This window comes from Allobosea sp., assembly GCF_030695125.1.
GTDB lineage: Bacteria > Pseudomonadota > Alphaproteobacteria > Rhizobiales > Beijerinckiaceae > Allobosea.
The window spans coordinates 21,099-38,759 of record NZ_JAUYTP010000027.1 but is presented as its reverse complement, the minus strand read 5'-3'; the positions used below and the strand labels follow the sequence as shown (position 1 = coordinate 38,759).

Here is a 17,661-nt window from a genome sequence, read left to right as displayed (position 1 = left end):
GCGCAGATAGACCGTCTCGCGCTTGGCGTTGGGCAGTTCGATGCCGATCGCGTTCTTGCCGGGAATCACCGCCACGCGCGCCGAGATCGCGCTCATCGAACGGGCAATGTCGTCGGCCAGCGAAATCACGCGGGAGGATTTGGTGCCGGGCGCCGGCTCCAGCTCGTAGAGCGTCACCACCGGACCGGGGCAGGCCTGGACGATTTCGCCCCGCACATTGAAGTCTTCGAGCACGCCTTCGAGCGCGCCGGCATTCTGCTGCAGGATTTCGGTGGGGATTGCGGCTTCGACCGCAGGCGGCTCGGCCAGGATGGTGATCGCCGGGAGTTCGAACGGCGCCGGCTGCGCGACAGGCGCGTCAAATCCCGCCTCGTCCTCGGCCAGGTCGGGCGACGCCGCCGCGACCTCGGCCCGGGCCCGGCGGGTGACGACGACGCCACGGCCCGGCACGGGAACCTCGACCACCTGGGCGGCCTTGGGCTGCAGCGCCTGAACCGGCTCGGCCGACGGGCGCGACGTCACGCCCACCGCCACCTGAGGCGGCGGCGCCCGCCGCTGGAGGACCAGCGGCGCCGCGGCGGGACGCATCGGCGCATGCCGGAGCTTTGCGACGGCGGGGCTCGCGGCCGCCGGCACCGGCTCCGCGGCCCGCGGGGGCTGGGCGCGGGCAGGCCCGCTCTCGGCCTCGTCCGACCGGTCCCCCGAGACGACCTCCCAGAAGGCGTGGTCGGAGATCAGCGACAGCGGGGTGGCGGGAACCGCAGGCTGCGGCAAAACCGGCGCGCATGGCGCCTCGACGACCACGACGTCGTCCGCGGTCGCGTCTGAAAGCTCGCCCTCGATCGTCAGCCCGTCAGGAACCTCGACCGATGGCGGCGCAATGCCTGGTGAGCGCGCCCAGACCCGCTCGATCAGCCGGTCGGGCGTGCGCCAGAACCGCACTTGCGGCGCATCGGACGCGGTCGGCACGGGAGACTGCGGATCGGCGGCGCGCCGCTCGTCCCTTCCTGCCGAAAAGCGTTCTTCGGCAGTCGCTTGCGCGAGAGGGTGAAGGCTGGACTGGCGCATGCGATACCGCGAACTCTGACGAACTCAACCGAGTTCAACGCGTATCGTCCCAGCGTTAAGAGGCGATGAATGCCGGCGCGCAGGAGGCGCTCAGAGCTCCCGCTGCGCCTCCGGGAACCGCGCGCCGAAGGCCCCTTCCCGCTCCGGCGGCAGCCGGACGGTGAGGTCGAGCGTGCCGTCCTCGGCGTCGCGGCGTTCGAGGATCTCGCCATTGGCGTGCAGCCAGGCCAGCGACTGGCCGTCGCCCGGCGGCAGCGCCAGGCGATAGACCGGGCGGCTGCGGGCGATGCGGCTCTCGATGGCGTCGGTCAGACGCCCCATGCCATCGCCGGTGACGGCGGAGACCAGCACCGGCCGCGAGACCTCGGGCTTCAGCCCGGCAAGGCCGAGCTGGCGCTCGCGCTCCTCCGGGGCCAGCAGGTCGGACTTGTTCCAGACCTCGACGACGCGCTGGCCATCATCGGGGTCGATGCCGAGATCGCGCAGGATCGCCTGGACGTCGGCGGCCTGCGCCGTGGTGTCCTCATGCGCGACGTCGCGGATATGCAGCAGCACATCGGCCTCGATCGCATCCTCCAGCGTGGCGCGGAAGGCGGCGACGAGCTGGGTCGGCAGGTCCGAGATGAAGCCCACCGTGTCCGACAGCATGATCCGGGCGCCATGCGGCAGCTTGAGCGCCCGCGCCGTCGGGTCGAGCGTGGCGAACAGCATGTCCTGCGCCAGCACTTCGGCCGAGGTGAGCCGGTTGAACAGCGTCGATTTGCCGGCATTGGTGTAGCCGACCAGCGCAACCACCGGATAAGGCACGCGTTTGCGGCTGGCGCGGTGGAGCCCGCGCGTGCGCTTGACCGCCTCGAGATCGCGCTCGATCTTGGTCATGCGCTCCTGGATGATGCGCCGGTCGGCCTCGATCTGGGTTTCGCCGGGGCCGCCGAGGAAACCGAAGCCGCCGCGCTGCCGCTCCAGATGGGTCCAGGACCGCACCAGCCGGCTCTTCTGGTAGTTGAGATGGGCGAGTTCGACCTGCAGCGCGCCTTCCTTGGTGCGCGCCCGGCGGCCGAAGATTTCGAGGATCAGGCCGGTGCGGTCGATGACCTTGCAACCGAAGGCCTTTTCGAGATTGCGCTGCTGAACCGGCGAGAGCGCGCAATCCATCACGATCAGGCCGATCTCCTCGAGCTTGATGCGCTCGGCGATCTCCTCGACCTTGCCCTTGCCGAGATAGGTCGCCGGCCGCAGCGCGGTCAGCATGACCTGGATCGGCTCGACGACGGTCAGATCGATCGCAGCCGCCAGCCCCACCGCCTCGTCCAGCCGCGCGCCGAAGGAGCGCTGGTTGGCATCGGCGGCGCCACGGCGCTGCTGATAGGGGCCGATCACATAGGCGCGGGTGTTGGCCGCGATCTCGCGCTCGATGGCGTCGAGCGGCTTGGCGGCCGCCCGCGCCTCATCCGCATCGCTGCGGGCGCTCATCGGGTCAGGCCTTGTCCTGTTCCTCGGGCTCGAACAGCTGCACCGGCTGGCCGGGCATGATGGTCGAGATGGCGTGCTTGTAGACGAGCTGCGAATGCCCGTCGCGACGCAGCAGCACGCAGAAATTGTCGAACCAGGTGACGACGCCCTGCAGCTTGACGCCGTTGACGAGGAAGATCGTCAGCGGAATCTTCTGCTTGCGTACATAGTTGAGGAACGTGTCCTGTAGATTTTGTGCCCGCTCTGCGGCCATGGGTAGCCCCTGTTGTTGGGATCGCTGATCGGGTTCAAGCCCGCGATCCATTTCGTCCCGTTCGCGGGACAGACGACTGCCTGCCGCTTCGGGACACCGACATCCTCATTAGACCGCCGAGTCCGCCGACAACGCAAGTGCAACATTGCTTTGCAGTGCGGCAAACTGCCTGCGTCGCGCGCAGAGACGCATGCAAGGCCTGCCTGCCCCCGTGTCTCAGCCAACGCCCAGCGACTTCAGCTTGCGATGCAGCGCCGAGCGCTCCATGCCGATGAATTCCGCCGTGCGCGAAATGTTTCCCGAGAACCGCGCGATCTGCGCGATCAGGTATTCACGCTCGAAGATTTCGCGCGCATCGCGCAGCGGCAGGCTCATCAGGCGTTCGCCCCCGGCGCCCGAGGGCGTCGTCGGGACCATCGCGCCGACCTCGGCCGGGAGCATGTCGATGGTGATGTCGGCCGTCGGATCGCCCTTGGTCAGGATCATCAGCCGCTCGACATTGTTTCTGAGCTCGCGAACATTGCCGGGCCATTCATGCGATTGCAGCACCGCCATCGCATCGGAGCCGATGCGGCGCTTGGGCAGCCCCGAGGCGACCGAGATCTGCTCCATGAAGAACTCGATCAGCTCCGGCACGTCCTCGCGCCGCTCCGACAGCGCCGGCACCTTTACCGGCACCACCGAGAGGCGGTGATAGAGATCCTCGCGGAACTGGCCGCCGGCGATGAGCTGGGCGAGGTCGCGGCTGGTCGAGGAGATGATGCGGACATCGACATGGACCCGCGTGGCCCCGCCGACGCGCTGGAAGTTCTGATCGACCAGCACGCGCAGGATGCGGTTCTGGGTTTCGCGCGGCATGTCGCCGATCTCGTCGATATAGAGCGAGCCGCCATGCGCCTCCTCGAGCGCGCCGACGCGGCGCGAGCGGCCATCGCCCGCCTCGACGCCGAACAGCTCCTCCTCCATCGTCTCGGGCGTGATCGTCGCGGCGTTGATCACGACGAAAGGGCCCGAGGAGCGGGTCGAGGCCTCGTGCAGCGTGCGCGCCGCCAGTTCCTTGCCACAGCCGGGCTCGCCGGTGATCAGGACGCGGGCATTGGTCGGCGCGATGCGCTCGATGGTCTGGCGCAGCTGGTTGACCACGGTCGAGCGGCCGACGATGCGCCCGGCCTGGACCGAGCCCTTGCGCAGCTCGCGTACCTCGCGCCGCAGCCGCGAGGCTTCCAGGGCGCGTTCGGCGACGAGCACCAGGCGATCGGCCTTGAAGGGCTTCTCGATGAAGTCATAGGCGCCGCTCTTGATCGCGGAGACGGCGGTTTCGATGTTGCCATGCCCCGAAATCATCACGACGGCGAGGTCCGGGTGCCCCTGCTTGATGAGTTCCAGCACCTGCAGGCCGTCGAGACGGCTGCCCTGGAGCCAGATGTCGAGGAAGACCAGATTGGGACGCCGCGCCGCGATGGCGGCGAGCGCCTCGTCGGCCGAGCTCGCCTTGCGCGTGCGATAGCCCTCGTCCTCGAGCAGGCCGGCGACCAGCTCGCGGATATCGGTCTCGTCGTCGACGACCAGAATGTCAGCGCTCATCCGCGTATCCCATGTTGCATATCCCGTCCCGCCATCACGTCCCGACCTTGGTCGCGGCGGCTCTCCTCGGGGTTCTCGTCGATGGCGGGCCCGCTCTCCGGGAACCAGAGCCGGATCCTGGCCCCGCGCCGGCCCTCGGCGGCGTCGGGTCGATCGAGCAGATCGATCCCGCCGCCATGATCCTCGAGAATCTTGCCGACGATGGCGAGCCCCAGCCCGGTGCCGCCGTCGCGCGTGGTCATATAGGGCTCCAGCAGCTTCTGGCGCTGGTCGGCGGGCAGGCCCTTGCCGTTGTCGATCACCTCGATGACGATCCGGCCATCATCCCGCCGCTCCAGGGCGACGTCGATGCGACCGGGCCCGCGCTCGTCCATCGGCACGGCCTCGATCGCCTCGGTGGCGTTCTTGATCACATTGGTCAGGGCCTGCGACAGCAGCCGCCGGTCGAAGCGGGCAAACACCGCCCCCTCGGGCAGATTGTCGGCGATGGTCAGTTCGGGATTGCCGACCCGCATCAGGAAGACGATCTGGCGGACGGTCTCGGCGATGTCGTCCTGCGTCAGCGAGGGCTTGGGCATCCGCGCGAAGGACGAAAACTCGTCGACCATCCGCCGGATATCCTCGACCTGGCGCACGATCGTCGCCGTGCATTGTTCGAAGATCTCCTTGTCTTCGACGATGACGCGGCCGAATTTGCGCCGGATGCGCTCGGCCGAAAGCTGGATCGGCGTGAGCGGGTTCTTGATCTCATGGGCGATCCGGCGCGCCACATCCGCCCAGGCGGCGGTGCGCTGGGCCGAGACGAGATCGGTGATGTCGTCGAGCGTGATCACCAGCCCCGCCCCGGCGCCCTCGCCTTCCCGCACGGCGCGGACATTGACCATGCGGTCGCGCCCGCCGCGGGTGATCGCGATCTGGCCCGAACTCTGCCGCTGCCGCCCGTGCTGCGCCTCGGCGACGAAAGCCGCGATCTCGGGGGCGACCAGCACGATCGACTCGCCCAGCAACCGCCCCCCTGTCGCCAGCAGGCTCTCGGCGGACCGGTTGATGATGGTGATGTGGCCGTCGCGGTCCAGGCTGAGGACGCCCGACGAAACGCCCGACAGGACGGTCTCGGTAAAGCGCCTCCGGCGGTCGATCACCTCGCTGGCGGTGACCAGCCCGTCGCGCTGGCGGCGCAGCTCGGCCGTCATCTTGTTGAAGGTTTCGCCGAGATGGGCGAGATCGCCCTCCGATCGGCGGATGGGGACCTGCACGTAGAAATTCCCGCTCGAGACCTGGTCGGTCGCGTGGATCATCCGCCGGATCGGCGCGACCAGCGCATTGGCGAAGCTCAGGCCCAGCCAGATCGCCGACAGCAGCAGGATCACCGCGATCAGGCCGTACATCGAGGCAAACGCGATCTGCACACCCTTCCGGCGCGCGTCGATCAGCAGATATTCGGCAGCCGCTGAGCGGGCCACGGCCGGGAACTCGACCGCCAGCGGATCGACCTCGCGGGCGATGTGGAGGAAGGCGTTGTCATAGGCCGGAAGCTTCACCAGCGCGCCGAAGATGCGACCGGCGGCCGGGATGACGCAGATCGGCTCAGGCGACGACTGGGCATCCTCGAAGGCCGCCTCGTCGGGCTTGGGTGCGTTGCGCAGGACATCGATATTGGCCCGCACCAGAACCTTGTCGGGCGGCTGCATGATCGCCACCACGGGAACGCCGAGCGCCGTCGCCCGCGCCGTCAGAAAGGTCTCGAACCATTTGCGATCGACGTCATAGGCCGGCTTGGCGCGCGATAGATCGTCGGCGAGGAGGCGGATCTCCCGGCCCAGAGACCGGCATTGCGAACCTGCATAGGCGTCGGCGACCTCGACCGAGCGGAAGATCGCATCGCGCATGCGGTCCGAGAACCAGGGCTCGAGCCCCCGCTCGATCGTGACGGTCGCGATGATCGCCACGAGAATCGCCGGAAGCGCCGCGATGATGCTGAACAGCCCGACGATGCGCACATGCAGCCCGGCCGCAGCCGCGCCGGCGCGACGGGCCCTGATCAGAACGGCCGATTCGAAGGCGACGATGACCAGCAGCAGCAGAATCAGCAGGGCGTTCAAGATGAAGACGCCGACGACGACTTCATGAACCGGCACGAGCGGCGTGACGCCCGACAGGACGAGGAAGGTGACCAGCGCCGAGACGAGCGCGAACGCCACGACCGTCGCCCCCAACCAACCGGAGACGCGCCGTGGCGTGTCGTCGGCGCGCGGCTCGATCCTGAGGTCAGTCGAAGAGGCAGACACGATTTTGAACAACTCCGATGCGGCTGAACCCGGGGTGGAGTCCAGCCGCTGCGCCGCACTGATGCGCCGCCGCAACGGTGTTGTCAAAATATGACATATGAAAGGCAGGGTGCTCCCGCCGGTTCAGCGCGGCGAGCGCACCACCTGCATGTCGAGCTCCCGGATCTTCTTGCGGAGCGTGTTGCGGTTCAGGCCGAGCAGCTCGGCCGCACGGATCTGGTTGCCACGCGTGGCGGCGAGCGCGGCTGCGATCAGCGGCGGCTCGACCTCGCGCAGGATCCGGTGATAGAGCCCGGGCGGCGGGATATTGTCGCCAAACCCGCCGAAATACTGGTTCAGATGGCGCTCCACCGAGCCCGACAGAGTCTCCGCGCGCTCCTGGGCGGCGCTGCCGGAAAAGCTGGTCGAGGCGCTGGCGGGCTGCAGCTCCGCCTCGATGATCGGCGCCGTGATGGTTTCCTGGGGATAGAGCGCGGCGAGCCGGCGGACGAGGTTCTCCAGCTCGCGGACATTGCCCGGCCAGCGATAGCGCCGCATCACATCCATCGCCTCGGAGTCGATCTGCTTGCGCGGCAGGCCTTCCTTCTCGACCAGGGTGAAGAAGTGCCGCGCCAGATCCGGGATGTCCTCGACGCGTTCGCGCAGCGGCGGCAGGCGGATCGGCACCACGTTCAGCCGGAAGAACAGGTCCTCGCGGAACAGGCCCTGCGCGATCGAGATGCGCAGGTCCTTGTTGGTCGCGGCGACGATGCGGACATTGGTCTTGATCGGGGTGCGGCCGCCGACGGTGGTGTATTCGCCCTGCTGCAGCACGCGCAGCAGGCGCGTCTGCGCCTCCATCGGCATGTCGCCGATCTCGTCGAGAAAGAGCGTGCCGCCCTCGGCCTGCTCGAAGCGGCCCGACGAGCGCGTCAGCGCGCCGGTGAAGGCGCCCTTCTCATGGCCGAACAGCTCGGACTCGATCAGGTCCTTGGGGATCGCCGCCATGTTGATCGCGACGAAGGGGCCGTTCTTGCGCTTGCCGTAATCGTGCAGGGCGCGCGCGACGAGCTCCTTGCCGGTGCCGGATTCGCCGTTGATCATCACGGTCAGGTCGATCGGCATCAGCCGTGCCAGCGCCCGGTAGACGTCCTGCATCGCCGGCGAGCGGCCGATCAGCGGGATGTCGTCGGGCTCGGCGGCATTGGCGCGGCCGCCGTCGCCGCGCGGCCGCGACAGGGCGCGGCCGACGATTGCGACGAGTTCCTTCAGGTCGAACGGCTTGGGCAGATATTCGTAGGCGCCGCGCTCGGACGCCTTGATCGCGGTCATGAAGGTGTTCTGCGCGCTCATGACGATGATCGGCAGATCGGGCCGGACCCGCTTGATGCGCGGCAGCAGATCGAACGCGTTGCCGTCGGGCATCACCACATCGGTGATGATCAGGTCGCCGAGGCCCTGCGCCGCCCAGGTCCAGAGCGTCGCCGCCTGGCCCGTGGTCCGGACCTCGTATCCCGCCCTGGCGAGCGCCTGATTGAGAACGGTGCGGATGGCGGCGTCGTCATCCGCGACGAGAATGTTACCGGTCGGCATTCGCTGGTCCTATAGGCCTCAAACTGCCTGCCCTGCCCGGAGCCGGTGCAAGGGCAGCAGAATTCGAAAGATCGTGCGGCGGGGGACGGATTCGCATTCGACGATCCCGCCGTGATCCCCGATCACCTTGGCGACAAGTGCAAGTCCAAGGCCACTGCCCTGGGCCTTGGTCGTGACGAAGGGATCGAAGAGGTGCGGCAGCAGGTCCGAGGGCACGCCCGGGCCGTTGTCGCGGATGCCGATCTCGAGAGGCAGGGCGATGCGCCCCGAGGATCCCGGCAGCTGCATGCGGATGCCCGGCCGATAGGCCGTTGTCAGCGTGATCTCGCCGTCGATCGCATGGGTGCCGATCGCCTCGGCCGCATTTTTCATCAGATTCAGCAGGACCTGAACGAGCTGGTCGCGGTTGCCCAGCACCGGCGGCAGCGAGGGGTCGTAGATCTCGTTGAAGCGGATGTGCCGCGCAAAGCCCGACTGGGCGAGACGCTTCACATGGTCGAGGACGTCGTGGACATTGACCGGATCGCGCTCCGTCGGGCGCTCGTCGCCGAAGAGCTCGACCCGCTCGACCAGCTTCACGATGCGGTCGGTTTCGTCGCAGATCAGCTGCGTCAGGATGCGCTCCTCGTCGGGAACGGTGGCCTCCAGCAGCTGGGCGGCGCCGCGAATGCCCGAAAGCGGGTTCTTGATCTCGTGGGCCAGCATCGCGCCCAGCGCCGTGATCGAGCGGGCTGCCCCGCGATGCGTCAACTGCCTGTCCATTTTTTCGGCAATTGTTCGTTCTTGCAGCATCAGCACGACCGTATCGGGCTGGCTAGGCAAAGGTGATGCAAAAACATCCACCACCCGGTCGATGCCGAGGCGCGGCGAGCCGAAATCGAGCCGGTATTCGCTGACGCTCGCGCCGCGGCGCTGGACCTCCTCCACCAGCGCCAGAACCGGCGAACCGAAGGCGAGCAGATCGTCGATCCGCTGGCGCTTCAGCACGACCGCGCTCGACTGGAAGAAGTCCTCGGCCGCCGTATTGGCGTAGACGACGCCATTGCCCTCGCCGATCACCATCACCGGCATGGGCAGCACGTTGAGGGCCTGCATTTCAATCGGATCGAGCAGGAATTCGTCCCTCCCCTTTCCGCCGCTGTCGGCGAACGCCATCGTCATACGCAACACCTTGGTTTCAAGCCGCGACGCGGCTGGATGCAGGGGTAAACAGGCCCGTGAGCGCGGCTGCGACCGCGCTCGGCTGATCGGAGGTCAGCAGGATGCGGCGTCGTTCCGGATCGGCGGCGCCGCCATGCGCGGCGGCCTCGTCGGCGTACGCCGCCAGATGCTTGCGGGCATGGCGCACGCCATGGGCTGCCCCCATCAGGCTGAGCAGGCCCTCGTAATGGTCGCGGGCGATGGCGAGCTTCTGCGCGAGCGTCAGCTCCGGCACGGTCCGCCCGGCGAGCTCGGCCCCGATCGCCCCGACAAGCCAGGGGCGGCCGAGGGCGGCGCGGCCGACCATCACGAAATCGGCGCCCGATTGCGCCAGGCACTGGCGGGCGTCGGCGGCGTCATGGATGTCGCCATTGGCGACCAGCGGAAAATCCCCCGCCTTCCGAACGGCCCGGATCGCGGCCCAATCCGCGACGCCCTTGTAGAATTGCTGGCGGGTGCGGCCATGAACGGTGATCAGACGCGCGCCGGCGGCAACGGCGCGGCGGGCGAGTTCTGGCGCATTGCGGGAGGCATCGTCCCAACCGAGCCGCATCTTCACCGTCACCGGCACCTTGACCGCGGCCACCGCCGCCTCGACGAGCGCCACGGCATGGTCGAGATCGCGCATCAGGGCCGAGCCGGCCCAGCCGCCCGTCACCTTCTTCGCCGGGCAGCCCATGTTGATGTCGACGATCGCGGCGCCATTGGCCTCGGCCAGCCGCGCGGCCTCGCCGAGCCAGTGCGGGTCGCAGCCGGCGAGCTGGACGACATGGGGCGACACACCAGCCCCCTCGGCGCGGATGCGCGCCTCTTCGCTGCCGCGCACGAATTCATCGGAGGCCACCATTTCGGAGACGACGAGCCCGGCGCCGTGGCGCGCGGCGATCCGGCGCATGACGATGTCCGTGACGCCCGACATCGGCGCCAGAAATGCGCGTGATGCGAGACCGCCCAGAAGCGAAGCGGCGTCGGTCGAGCCTGAATTAGAGGCATCCAGCATTATGCATCTTTATTGGACATTGCTGCAGGAGCGCAAGGGGCGCCGGCGAATATTGCACCGCATCATGACGGATCTCTCGCCGCACCGCAGGAACCCCTTCGGACTTGGCGAGGCCGGCGGCTGCGACTATCACCGAACCTCGGGGAGCACCACGCTCCACCGCAGGACCGCCCGCCTTGCCAGCCGCACGAGATGACAGCACCGCCCCCGTCGCCGCGCTCCTGGTCGCGGCCGGTCGCGGGCTGCGCGCCGGATCGGATTCGCCGAAGCAGTATCGCCGGCTCGGCGACAGGACCGTTCTCGCCCATGCACTCGCGCCGTTCCTGGCCGACCCGGCGATCACGCATGTCGCGGTGGTCATCGGCGCCGGGGACGAGGCGCGCTATGCGGACACGGTCGCCGCCATCACCGATGCACGCCTCGCCCCGCCGACGCCCGGCGGAGCGACGCGGCAGGACTCGGTCCGGCTCGGGCTGGAGGCGCTGGCGGAGGCCGGCTTCGGCGGCACGGTGCTGGTCCACGACGCCGCCCGCCCCTTTCTGTCGCGTGAGTTGATCGCCGCCGCCATCGTGGCGGTCGGCCAGGACGCCGTGGCCGCGATCCCCGTCCTGCCCGTCACCGATACGATCAAGCGCATCGACACCGAGGGCCGCATCGCCGAAACGCCACCCCGCGACCGGCTTGTCAGCGTGCAGACGCCGCAAGCCTTCCGCTTCGCGGCGCTGCTGGCGGCCCATCGCGCCGCGCTGGCGGCCGGCCGCGACGGCTTCACCGACGATGCGGCGCTGATGGAATGGGCCGGGCATCCGGTCGCGACCTTTCCGGGGGAGCCGGCCAATATGAAGCTCACCCATCCCGAGGATTTCGTCCGGGCCGGGGCGCCGGGGGCACGGCCGCTGGTGACGCGCGTCGGCACCGGCTACGACGTGCACGCCTTCCGCGACGGCGACCATCTCTGGCTCGGCGGAGTCAAGATCGCCCATGATCGCGGCGTGCTCGCCCATTCAGACGGCGACGTCGCCCTGCACGCCCTCACCGACGCCCTGCTCGGGGCGCTGGCCGAGGGCGATATCGGGACGCATTTCCCGCCGAGCGACCCGCAATGGCAGGGTGCGGCCTCGCACCGGTTCCTCGCCTTCGCCGCGCAGCGCGTCCGCGAACGCGGCGGGCGGATCGACTTCCTCGACCTGACCATCGTCTGCGAGGCGCCCAAGGTCGGGCCGCATCGCGAGGCGATGCGGGACGCCATCGCCGCGGCCGCCGGCATTGCGATCGACAAGGTCGCGATCAAGGCGACGACCTCGGAGCGCATGGGCTTCACCGGGCGCAGGGAGGGGGTGGCGGCGCTCGCCACGGCGACGATCCGCCTGCCCGACACGGAGGGCTGAGGCCATGTTCGACGCGCAGACGACACACCTCGCCACTGCCGTGCTGGAGGCCTGCCGCGCGACGGGGGCCACGGTGGCGACGGTGGAATCCTGCACAGGCGGGCTGGTCGGCGGCGCGCTGACCGCGATCGCCGGCTCCTCCGATGTCGTGCTGGGTGGGCTGATCACCTATTCCAACGAGGCCAAGATGGCGCTGGCCGCCGTGCCGGACGGGCTGCTCGCCGCCCATGGCGCCGTCAGCGAGCCCGTGGCGCGCGCCATGGCGGAAGGCGGGCGAACCGCCCTGTCGGCGACGATCGCGGTCGCGATCACCGGCGTCGCGGGTCCCGGCGGCGGCAGCGCGGCCAAGCCGGTCGGCCTCGTCCATTTCGCGTGCTGCGGCCCGGGCGGGACGGCGCATCGCGAGATGCGGTTCGGCGCGCTGTCGCGCGACGAGATCCGGCGGCTGTCGGTGCTGACCGCCCTCGAGATGCTCAGCCGGGCTGCGTCGGGCGCCTGAGCCTTATGATCGGGGCGCCAGCTTGCGCCAGATCGCGCCGATCACGTCGGCATAGTCGTCCCGCCAGGCGCGGGCCGTCCCCGGCCCCTCCTGTTGCACCCAGCCCTGCGCGGCGGAGAGCCCGACATCCTCGGCCTTGCGGGCAACGACTGCGACATGGGGCGAGTATTTGCGCTGCGGCATCAGATCCGGCGTCTGCCTGGAGGCGCGGATCCAGGTCGCCAGTCCCTGCGTGTGGGCGGTCGCGGTGACGACGGGCCCCAGGTCCATGTTCCGGTTGGAGATGTGGAACAGGACCGCCCCGTTCGGCTTCAGCTTGCTCAGATAAAGCCCGATCGCCTCGGTCGTCATCAGATGGATCGGGATCGCATCGGACGAGAACGCGTCGACCACGATCAGGTCCAGCGAGCCCGCCGCGGCGTCGGTCAGGGTCAGGCGCGCATCGCCGAGGACGAAGCGGGCATCGGGCGCGCAGCTGCTCATGAAGGTGAAGCGGGTCGGATCGGTCGCCATGCGCACGACCTGGGGGTCGATCTCGTAGAAGGTCCAGCCCTCGCCCGGCCGCATCTGGCAGGCGAGCGAGCCCGTGCCCAGGCCGATCGCCGCAACCGCACCCAGCCTGCCGCCGCGCACTTGGCGCACCGCGTCGATGCCGTCGGCGATGCCGCCGCCTGTGTAGTAGTAGCTCAGCGGCTCGGGCCGGCCGGTGACGAGGGAGCCGTCCTCATGCCGCAGACGCTGCGCGCCATGGACGGTGCTGCCATGAACGAGGGTGCGGATCTGCCCGTCCGGGCTGTCCGTGATCTTGTTCACACCGAAGAAGGAGCGCACCGAATCGGTCCGTTGCTGCTCGCTGACCACGAGGACCAGCAGGCAGGCGAAGACGCCCCCGGCAAGACCGGCCTGAACCCGCGGGGGGATCCGCATGGCCGTGAAACCGGGGCGGCAGAGCAGGCCGGCGATGATCAGGATCGGATATTCGGCCACCGAATTGAACAGGACGGGCGCGGCCAGACCGCAGAACAGGCCGCCCAGAACGCCACCCAGCGACATCCAGAGGTAAAACTGGGTCAGGTTGGCGGCATCGGGCCGCCGGCGGGCCAGCTCGCCATGCGCGACCATGGCGGTCGTGAAGAACAGGCCGAGATGCAAGGCGAGTTCGCCGCCCCAGCCGATCGGCACCTGAAACGCCATCTTGAGCGTCAGGCCGGCGACGAAGACGAGCTGGGCCGTCAGCATCCAGCTGTGGCGCAGCATCGGCTTGCGCTGGAAGACGATGACGAAGGTGAGCAGGAACAGCGCGAGCGGAACCACCCAGAGCAGCGGCACGGAGGCGACGTCGGTGGAGATATGGGCGGTCACCGCGACCAGCAGCCCCGACGGAACGAAGGCCAGCGCCACCCAGCCGAGCTTCTGGCGAGCCGAAATGGCGGCTGGCGCCAGCACCGTCTCGGGGGCCGCCAGGCCATCGCGCCCGCGGCCGAGCCCGAGCCCCGCGCAGGCCGCGATCGCGGCGAGCAGCAGGCCGAAGCCCCAGCTCCAGGCCATCGACTGGGCCGACAGCGTCAGGACCGGCTCGACCAGGAAGGGGTAGGCGATCAGCGCCAGGAAGCTGCCGATGTTGGAGGCGGCGTAGAGGAAATAGGGGTCGCTGGCCTGGGCATGGCCGGTGCGGGCAAACCAGGCCTGGAGGAGCGGCCCGTTCGCGGCGACCGCGAAGAAGGGCAGACCGACGGACGCCGTGAACAGCGCGATCAGCCACAGCGTCTCGCCGTCCTGCGGCGGCCGCTCGAACCCCGCCGCGATGCCGATCGGCAGGCCCACCAGCAGCACCAGCACCATCAGCGAAATATGGATCAGCGCGGCACGGCGCACCGTGAAGCGGCTGACGAGCAGATGGGCGTAGCCATAGCCGGCGAGCAACACGGTCTGGAAGAAGACCATCGCCACCGACCAGACGCCGGGCGAACCGCCCAGCCGTGGCAGCACCATCTTGGCAAACATCGGCTGGATGCCGAAGAGCAGGAAGGCGGACAGAAAAATCGTCGCGGTGTACAGCGGCAGCGTCGTCGCCAGACGGCGGGTTTCCAGGCGGCCATCGGCCTGCATCGTCGGCACGTCCATGCGGTTTCTCCCAGCGAACCGCCGGGACTATCGCAGCAACAGCTTAAAGCGTGGTGACCGCGGCTCGCGTAGCGTCACTGCCATAGACGAGATCCGCCCGCCGCTCGAAGGCTTCCGCGAATTTGCGGAAAGCCTTGTCGAACATCGCGCCCATCAGCAAGCCGAGCATGCGGCTGGCGAACTCGTAGGAGATGAAGAAGCCGATCTCGCAGCCGGTCGCGTGCGGTTTGAAGGTCCAGCGGTTCTCGAGATAGCGGAACGGGCCGTCGACATACTCGACCAGGATCTTGAGATTGTCGGGGTCGAGCGTGACGCGGCTGCTGAAGGTCTCGCGGATCGCCTTGTAGCCGACGCTCATATCGGCCAGCAGCACCTCGCCGCCGCCCTCCTGCGGCGTGCGCCGGCGCACCGTCAGCCCCTCGCAGAGCGGCAGGAACAGCGGGTACTTCTCGACATCGGCGACCAGCGCGAACATCTGCTCCGGGCTGTGCTTCACCCGGCGGGCGTTGTTGAACATCGGCATGGCCAGCGCTTTCGCCTCAGCCGTTCTTGGCGGCGCGGGCCGCGCGCAGCCGGGCGAAATCCTCGCCGGCGTGGTGCGAAGAGCGCGTCAGCGGCGTCGAGGACACCATCAGGAAGCCCTTCACATAGGCGATCGCCTCGAAGCCCTTGAACTCCTCGGGCGTGACGAAGCGGATCACCGCATGGTGCTTGCGCGAGGGCGCGAGATACTGGCCGATGGTGATGAAATCGACATCGGCCGAGCGCAGATCGTCCATCAGCTGCAGGATCTCGTTCCGCTCCTCGCCGAGGCCGACCATGATGCCGGACTTGGTGAAGATCGTCGGGTCGAGCTCCTTGACCCGCTGCAGCAGCCGCAGCGAGTGGAAATAGCGCGCCCCGGGGCGCACCGTCAGATACTTGCCCGGCACGGTCTCGAGATTGTGGTTGAAGACGTCGGGCTTGGCCGCGACGACGACCTCGAGCGCGCCGGGCTTGCGCAGGAAGTCGGGCGTCAGGATCTCGATGGTGGTGCCGGGCGAAGCCTTGCGGATGGCGCGAATGACCTGGGCGAAATGCTCGGCGCCGCCATCCTTGAGATCGTCGCGATCGACCGAGGTGATCACGACATGCTCGAGCCCGAGCTTGGCGACGGCCTGGGCGACCTTTGCCGGCTCGAGCGGGTCGAGCGCCTGGGGCACGCCGGTCTTGACGTTGCAGAAGGCGCAGGCCCGCGTGCAGGTGTCGCCCATGATCATGAAGGTGGCGTGCTTCTTTTCCCAGCACTCGCCGATATTGGGGCAGCCGGCCTCCTCGCAGACCGTGACCAGCTTCTCGGCTTTCACGATCTTCTGGGTCTCGGCCCATTTCGGCGAGCCCGGCGCCTTGACGCGGATCCAGTCCGGCTTGCGCAGGATCGGGTTCTCGGGCCGCTTCTGCTTCTCCGGATGACGCAGTTCCGCCGGGGCCTGAGCGGCCTCGGACTTCGGATTGCCGGCATTGGGCCGAGGATCGCGGTTGAGCAGGTCGAGGACGAGGGCCATCGGGACAGGATCCATCGCGGCGGCCCCTGGCCGCCGCCTGTCCCCTAGCTAATCGTCCCGGCCGCGCAGGGCAACCTTTGGCACGCCGGCCGCCCTGTCGCAGGCGCGCTAACCCTGCCGGTCAGCGGCGCCCGCGCGCCGCGTTCCAGATCACGATGACGACGACCGCGCCCGCGATCGCGGCCGCCAGCGTGCGCCAGAAGCCGAAGATCGCGATGTCGAGCAGCTCCGCCAGGCGGCTGCCGAGGAAGGAGCCGGCGACGCCGACGAGCATGTTGGTGAAGAGGCCATGGTCCGAGGAGGTGATCTTTTCGGCAATCCAGCCGGCGAGCATACCGATGAAGATCGTGGCGAAGAAGCCATAGCCCGGCTGCGCCATGGTGGCGGCGAAGTTTTCCATTGTCGTCTGTTCCCCAGTCCGCGGGCCTGGACGTGTTCCATCCCGCGCCCTCCCCTCAACGAGCGGAGTCATGCGCGGTTCCACGCCGCCCGTCATCCCGTCAGCCCAGAAAAGGCCCCCTCGCCGGCGGATGATTGACGGCGGCCTCCGCCGGCGTTTTCTTGAGCGTCAGCCGAAACAGGGACGTCCCGCCCATGCTCGCGCCCCCACGTCGCTTCGTCATGAGAAAGGCCCGTCGCCGTTGCCAGGGCCGGCCACCGCGCTCGCCATGGCGTCCCCTGGTCGTGGCTGCGGCGATGATGGGCGAACCGGTCTTCGCCCAGGCGAACGAGCGCCGCTGGCATGCCACGGGCTATGTCAGCCGCTGGGTCAACACCGATCTGCTGGAGGTGCCCGAGCGGGCCGCCACCGGCAATCTGCGCTTCTCCGACACCAACTTCGTCGGGGGCGGCCTGTCGCGCGTGATCCTACCGTCCTTCACCGTCCCGCTGCCCTTCACCGATATCGCCTTTCATGCCAACCGCATCGAGGTCGAGGGCCAGTTGCTGCGGCATTTCGGCGGCCAGCAGCATTGGGAGACGACGCTGGCCTTGATGTTTCGGACCGGCCAGATTCCCCTGGTCGGTGGACTGAGCGTCAATTTTGCGGTTGGCGAGGGGCTGTCCTACGCATCCGAGCGCCCGCGTTTCGAAGGCGCCGTCGATGTGCGCCCGACGCGCTTCCTGAACTACCTCGCCTTCGAGGCCGAGTTCGCGCATGCCTCCGTGCCGGGAGTGTCCCTCGTTGCGCGCCTGCATCATCGCTCGGGCATCTTCGGCTTGATCGCCCCCCAGAAATCAGGCTCCAACTTCATCGGAGCCGGGCTGCGGATCGACCTCAATTGAAGCCCGTTGCCGCCTCAGGCGATGAAGCGGGCCAGCAGAACCACGAGGATCGCGCCGATCACGGCCATCGCCATGTCGTCGAGGCGGGCATAGCCGGTCCGGACGCGCCAGCCGGTCAGGCGCACCAGCCCCTGCCCGACCAGCATGCCGAGCAGCCCGACGACCGCATGGCGCAGGAGCCCGCCCCCGCCGACGACGAGGCTCGCCGCGAAGCCCGTTACCGTGCCGAGCGCGACGGTGGGCGCGATCACGCGCCAGTCCAGCACGAGGCCACGGCCGGGCGGCAGGACCTCGACCTTTTCGTCGGGGACGATGCGGTCGGGGTCTTTGGGTTTGCGGGTGCGGGGCGGCGAAGTCGAGGGGGACCGCCAGCGGTTTTATTCC

General features: G+C 68.7%; 17 protein-coding genes. 4 read left to right on the top strand and 13 right to left on the bottom strand.

Annotated elements, in window-relative coordinates; translation table 11 throughout:
- The 5 genes from Q8S38_RS07775 to Q8S38_RS07755 form a co-directional block, all read right to left on the bottom strand.
- A partial coding sequence (locus Q8S38_RS07775; RefSeq protein WP_305679848.1) for a DNA translocase FtsK occupies positions 1-969 on the bottom strand: 969 nt, incomplete at its 3' end.
- 189 nt (positions 970-1,158) lie between these two features.
- On the bottom strand, positions 1,159-2,541 hold the full coding sequence (gene hflX, locus Q8S38_RS07770) for a GTPase HflX (protein ID WP_305679847.1): 1,383 nt from the start codon (positions 2,539-2,541) through the stop codon (positions 1,159-1,161).
- Between the two features lie 4 nt (positions 2,542-2,545).
- Entirely contained in the window at positions 2,546-2,794 is a 249-nt protein-coding gene (hfq, locus tag Q8S38_RS07765) for an RNA chaperone Hfq (RefSeq protein WP_054141683.1), read from the bottom strand.
- Positions 2,795-3,010: 216 nt separating this feature from the next.
- Positions 3,011-4,378: a nitrogen assimilation response regulator NtrX gene (gene ntrX, locus Q8S38_RS07760; protein WP_305679846.1), complete on the bottom strand. Its 1,368-nt coding sequence runs from the start codon at positions 4,376-4,378 to the stop codon at positions 3,011-3,013.
- Complete coding sequence (locus tag Q8S38_RS07755; RefSeq protein WP_371125852.1) at positions 4,375-6,579, bottom strand: sensor histidine kinase NtrY-like; 2,205 nt, start codon at positions 6,577-6,579, stop codon at positions 4,375-4,377. The genes ntrX and Q8S38_RS07755 overlap by 4 nt, the downstream gene beginning before the upstream one ends.
- On the opposite strand from Q8S38_RS07755, the gene Q8S38_RS07750 reads away from it, so the two are divergent.
- Positions 6,548-6,760 carry a hypothetical protein gene (locus tag Q8S38_RS07750; RefSeq protein ID WP_305679851.1) on the top strand — a complete coding sequence of 71 codons (213 nt, stop codon included), beginning with the start codon at positions 6,548-6,550 and terminating at the stop codon, positions 6,758-6,760. The two genes, Q8S38_RS07755 and Q8S38_RS07750, sit on opposite strands and share 32 nt — an antisense overlap.
- A gap of 29 nt (positions 6,761-6,789) precedes the next feature.
- Here Q8S38_RS07750 and ntrC read toward each other — a convergent pair whose 3' ends face one another.
- From ntrC to dusB, 3 genes are read right to left on the bottom strand one after another with little or no spacing between them, the layout of a single operon-like run.
- Complete coding sequence (ntrC, locus tag Q8S38_RS07745; RefSeq protein ID WP_305679845.1) at positions 6,790-8,238, bottom strand: nitrogen regulation protein NR(I); 1,449 nt, start codon at positions 8,236-8,238, stop codon at positions 6,790-6,792.
- 18 nt (positions 8,239-8,256) lie between these two features.
- On the bottom strand, positions 8,257-9,393 hold the full coding sequence (locus tag Q8S38_RS07740) for a two-component system sensor histidine kinase NtrB (protein ID WP_371125853.1): 1,137 nt from the start codon (positions 9,391-9,393) through the stop codon (positions 8,257-8,259).
- A gap of 22 nt (positions 9,394-9,415) precedes the next feature.
- Positions 9,416-10,438 (bottom strand): tRNA dihydrouridine synthase DusB, encoded by a 1,023-nt coding sequence (gene dusB, locus Q8S38_RS07735; RefSeq protein ID WP_305679844.1) that lies wholly within the window; start codon positions 10,436-10,438, stop codon positions 9,416-9,418.
- 176 nt (positions 10,439-10,614) lie between these two features.
- On the opposite strand from dusB, the gene Q8S38_RS07730 reads away from it, so the two are divergent.
- On the top strand, positions 10,615-11,826 hold the full coding sequence (locus tag Q8S38_RS07730) for a bifunctional 2-C-methyl-D-erythritol 4-phosphate cytidylyltransferase/2-C-methyl-D-erythritol 2,4-cyclodiphosphate synthase (protein WP_305679843.1): 1,212 nt from the start codon (positions 10,615-10,617) through the stop codon (positions 11,824-11,826).
- 4 nt (positions 11,827-11,830) lie between these two features.
- Positions 11,831-12,325, top strand: coding sequence for a CinA family protein (locus tag Q8S38_RS07725; RefSeq protein WP_305679842.1), 495 nt, complete (start codon positions 11,831-11,833; stop codon positions 12,323-12,325).
- A gap of 3 nt (positions 12,326-12,328) precedes the next feature.
- Here Q8S38_RS07725 and Q8S38_RS07720 read toward each other — a convergent pair whose 3' ends face one another.
- From Q8S38_RS07720 to Q8S38_RS07705, 4 genes are all read right to left on the bottom strand, one after another.
- Positions 12,329-14,449, bottom strand: a complete 2,121-nt coding sequence (locus tag Q8S38_RS07720; protein WP_305679841.1) for a spermidine synthase — start codon at positions 14,447-14,449, stop codon at positions 12,329-12,331.
- A 43-nt stretch (positions 14,450-14,492) separates the two neighbouring features.
- Positions 14,493-14,972, bottom strand: coding sequence for a type II toxin-antitoxin system RatA family toxin (locus tag Q8S38_RS07715; RefSeq protein WP_305679840.1), 480 nt, complete (start codon positions 14,970-14,972; stop codon positions 14,493-14,495).
- 16 nt (positions 14,973-14,988) lie between these two features.
- On the bottom strand, positions 14,989-15,993 hold the full coding sequence (lipA, locus tag Q8S38_RS07710) for a lipoyl synthase (protein WP_305679839.1): 1,005 nt from the start codon (positions 15,991-15,993) through the stop codon (positions 14,989-14,991).
- Positions 15,994-16,114: 121 nt separating this feature from the next.
- On the bottom strand, positions 16,115-16,393 hold the full coding sequence (locus Q8S38_RS07705) for a GlsB/YeaQ/YmgE family stress response membrane protein (RefSeq protein WP_305679838.1): 279 nt from the start codon (positions 16,391-16,393) through the stop codon (positions 16,115-16,117).
- A 296-nt stretch (positions 16,394-16,689) separates the two neighbouring features.
- On the opposite strand from Q8S38_RS07705, the gene Q8S38_RS07700 reads away from it, so the two are divergent.
- Positions 16,690-17,277 (top strand): hypothetical protein, encoded by a 588-nt coding sequence (locus Q8S38_RS07700; protein WP_305679837.1) that lies wholly within the window; start codon positions 16,690-16,692, stop codon positions 17,275-17,277.
- Positions 17,278-17,291: 14 nt separating this feature from the next.
- On the opposite strand, the gene Q8S38_RS07695 is transcribed toward Q8S38_RS07700, so the two are convergent.
- Positions 17,292-17,528 (bottom strand): GlsB/YeaQ/YmgE family stress response membrane protein, encoded by a 237-nt coding sequence (locus tag Q8S38_RS07695; RefSeq protein ID WP_156446425.1) that lies wholly within the window; start codon positions 17,526-17,528, stop codon positions 17,292-17,294.
- Positions 17,529-17,661: the final 133 nt, after the last annotated feature.

Excerpts from the sequence above, each read along its gene's own strand:
- lipA (WP_305679839.1), bottom strand. The coding sequence starts at position 15,993 with ATGGCCCTCGTCCTCGACCTGCTCAACCGCGATCCTCGGCCCAATGCC.
- Q8S38_RS07740 (WP_371125853.1), bottom strand. The coding sequence starts at position 9,393 with ATGGCGTTCGCCGACAGCGGCGGAAAGGGGAGGGACGAATTCCTGCTC.
- Q8S38_RS07715 (WP_305679840.1), bottom strand. The coding sequence starts at position 14,972 with ATGCCGATGTTCAACAACGCCCGCCGGGTGAAGCACAGCCCGGAGCAG.
- Q8S38_RS07725 (WP_305679842.1), top strand. The coding sequence starts at position 11,831 with ATGTTCGACGCGCAGACGACACACCTCGCCACTGCCGTGCTGGAGGCC.
- ntrC (WP_305679845.1), bottom strand. The coding sequence starts at position 8,238 with ATGCCGACCGGTAACATTCTCGTCGCGGATGACGACGCCGCCATCCGC.
- Q8S38_RS07720 (WP_305679841.1), bottom strand. The coding sequence starts at position 14,449 with ATGGACGTGCCGACGATGCAGGCCGATGGCCGCCTGGAAACCCGCCGT.
- dusB (WP_305679844.1), bottom strand. The coding sequence starts at position 10,438 with ATGCTGGATGCCTCTAATTCAGGCTCGACCGACGCCGCTTCGCTTCTG.
- hfq (WP_054141683.1), bottom strand. The coding sequence starts at position 2,794 with ATGGCCGCAGAGCGGGCACAAAATCTACAGGACACGTTCCTCAACTAT.
- Q8S38_RS07705 (WP_305679838.1), bottom strand. The coding sequence starts at position 16,393 with ATGGAAAACTTCGCCGCCACCATGGCGCAGCCGGGCTATGGCTTCTTC.
- hflX (WP_305679847.1), bottom strand. The coding sequence starts at position 2,541 with ATGAGCGCCCGCAGCGATGCGGATGAGGCGCGGGCGGCCGCCAAGCCG.
- Q8S38_RS07700 (WP_305679837.1), top strand. The coding sequence starts at position 16,690 with ATGATGGGCGAACCGGTCTTCGCCCAGGCGAACGAGCGCCGCTGGCAT.
- ntrX (WP_305679846.1), bottom strand. The coding sequence starts at position 4,378 with ATGAGCGCTGACATTCTGGTCGTCGACGACGAGACCGATATCCGCGAG.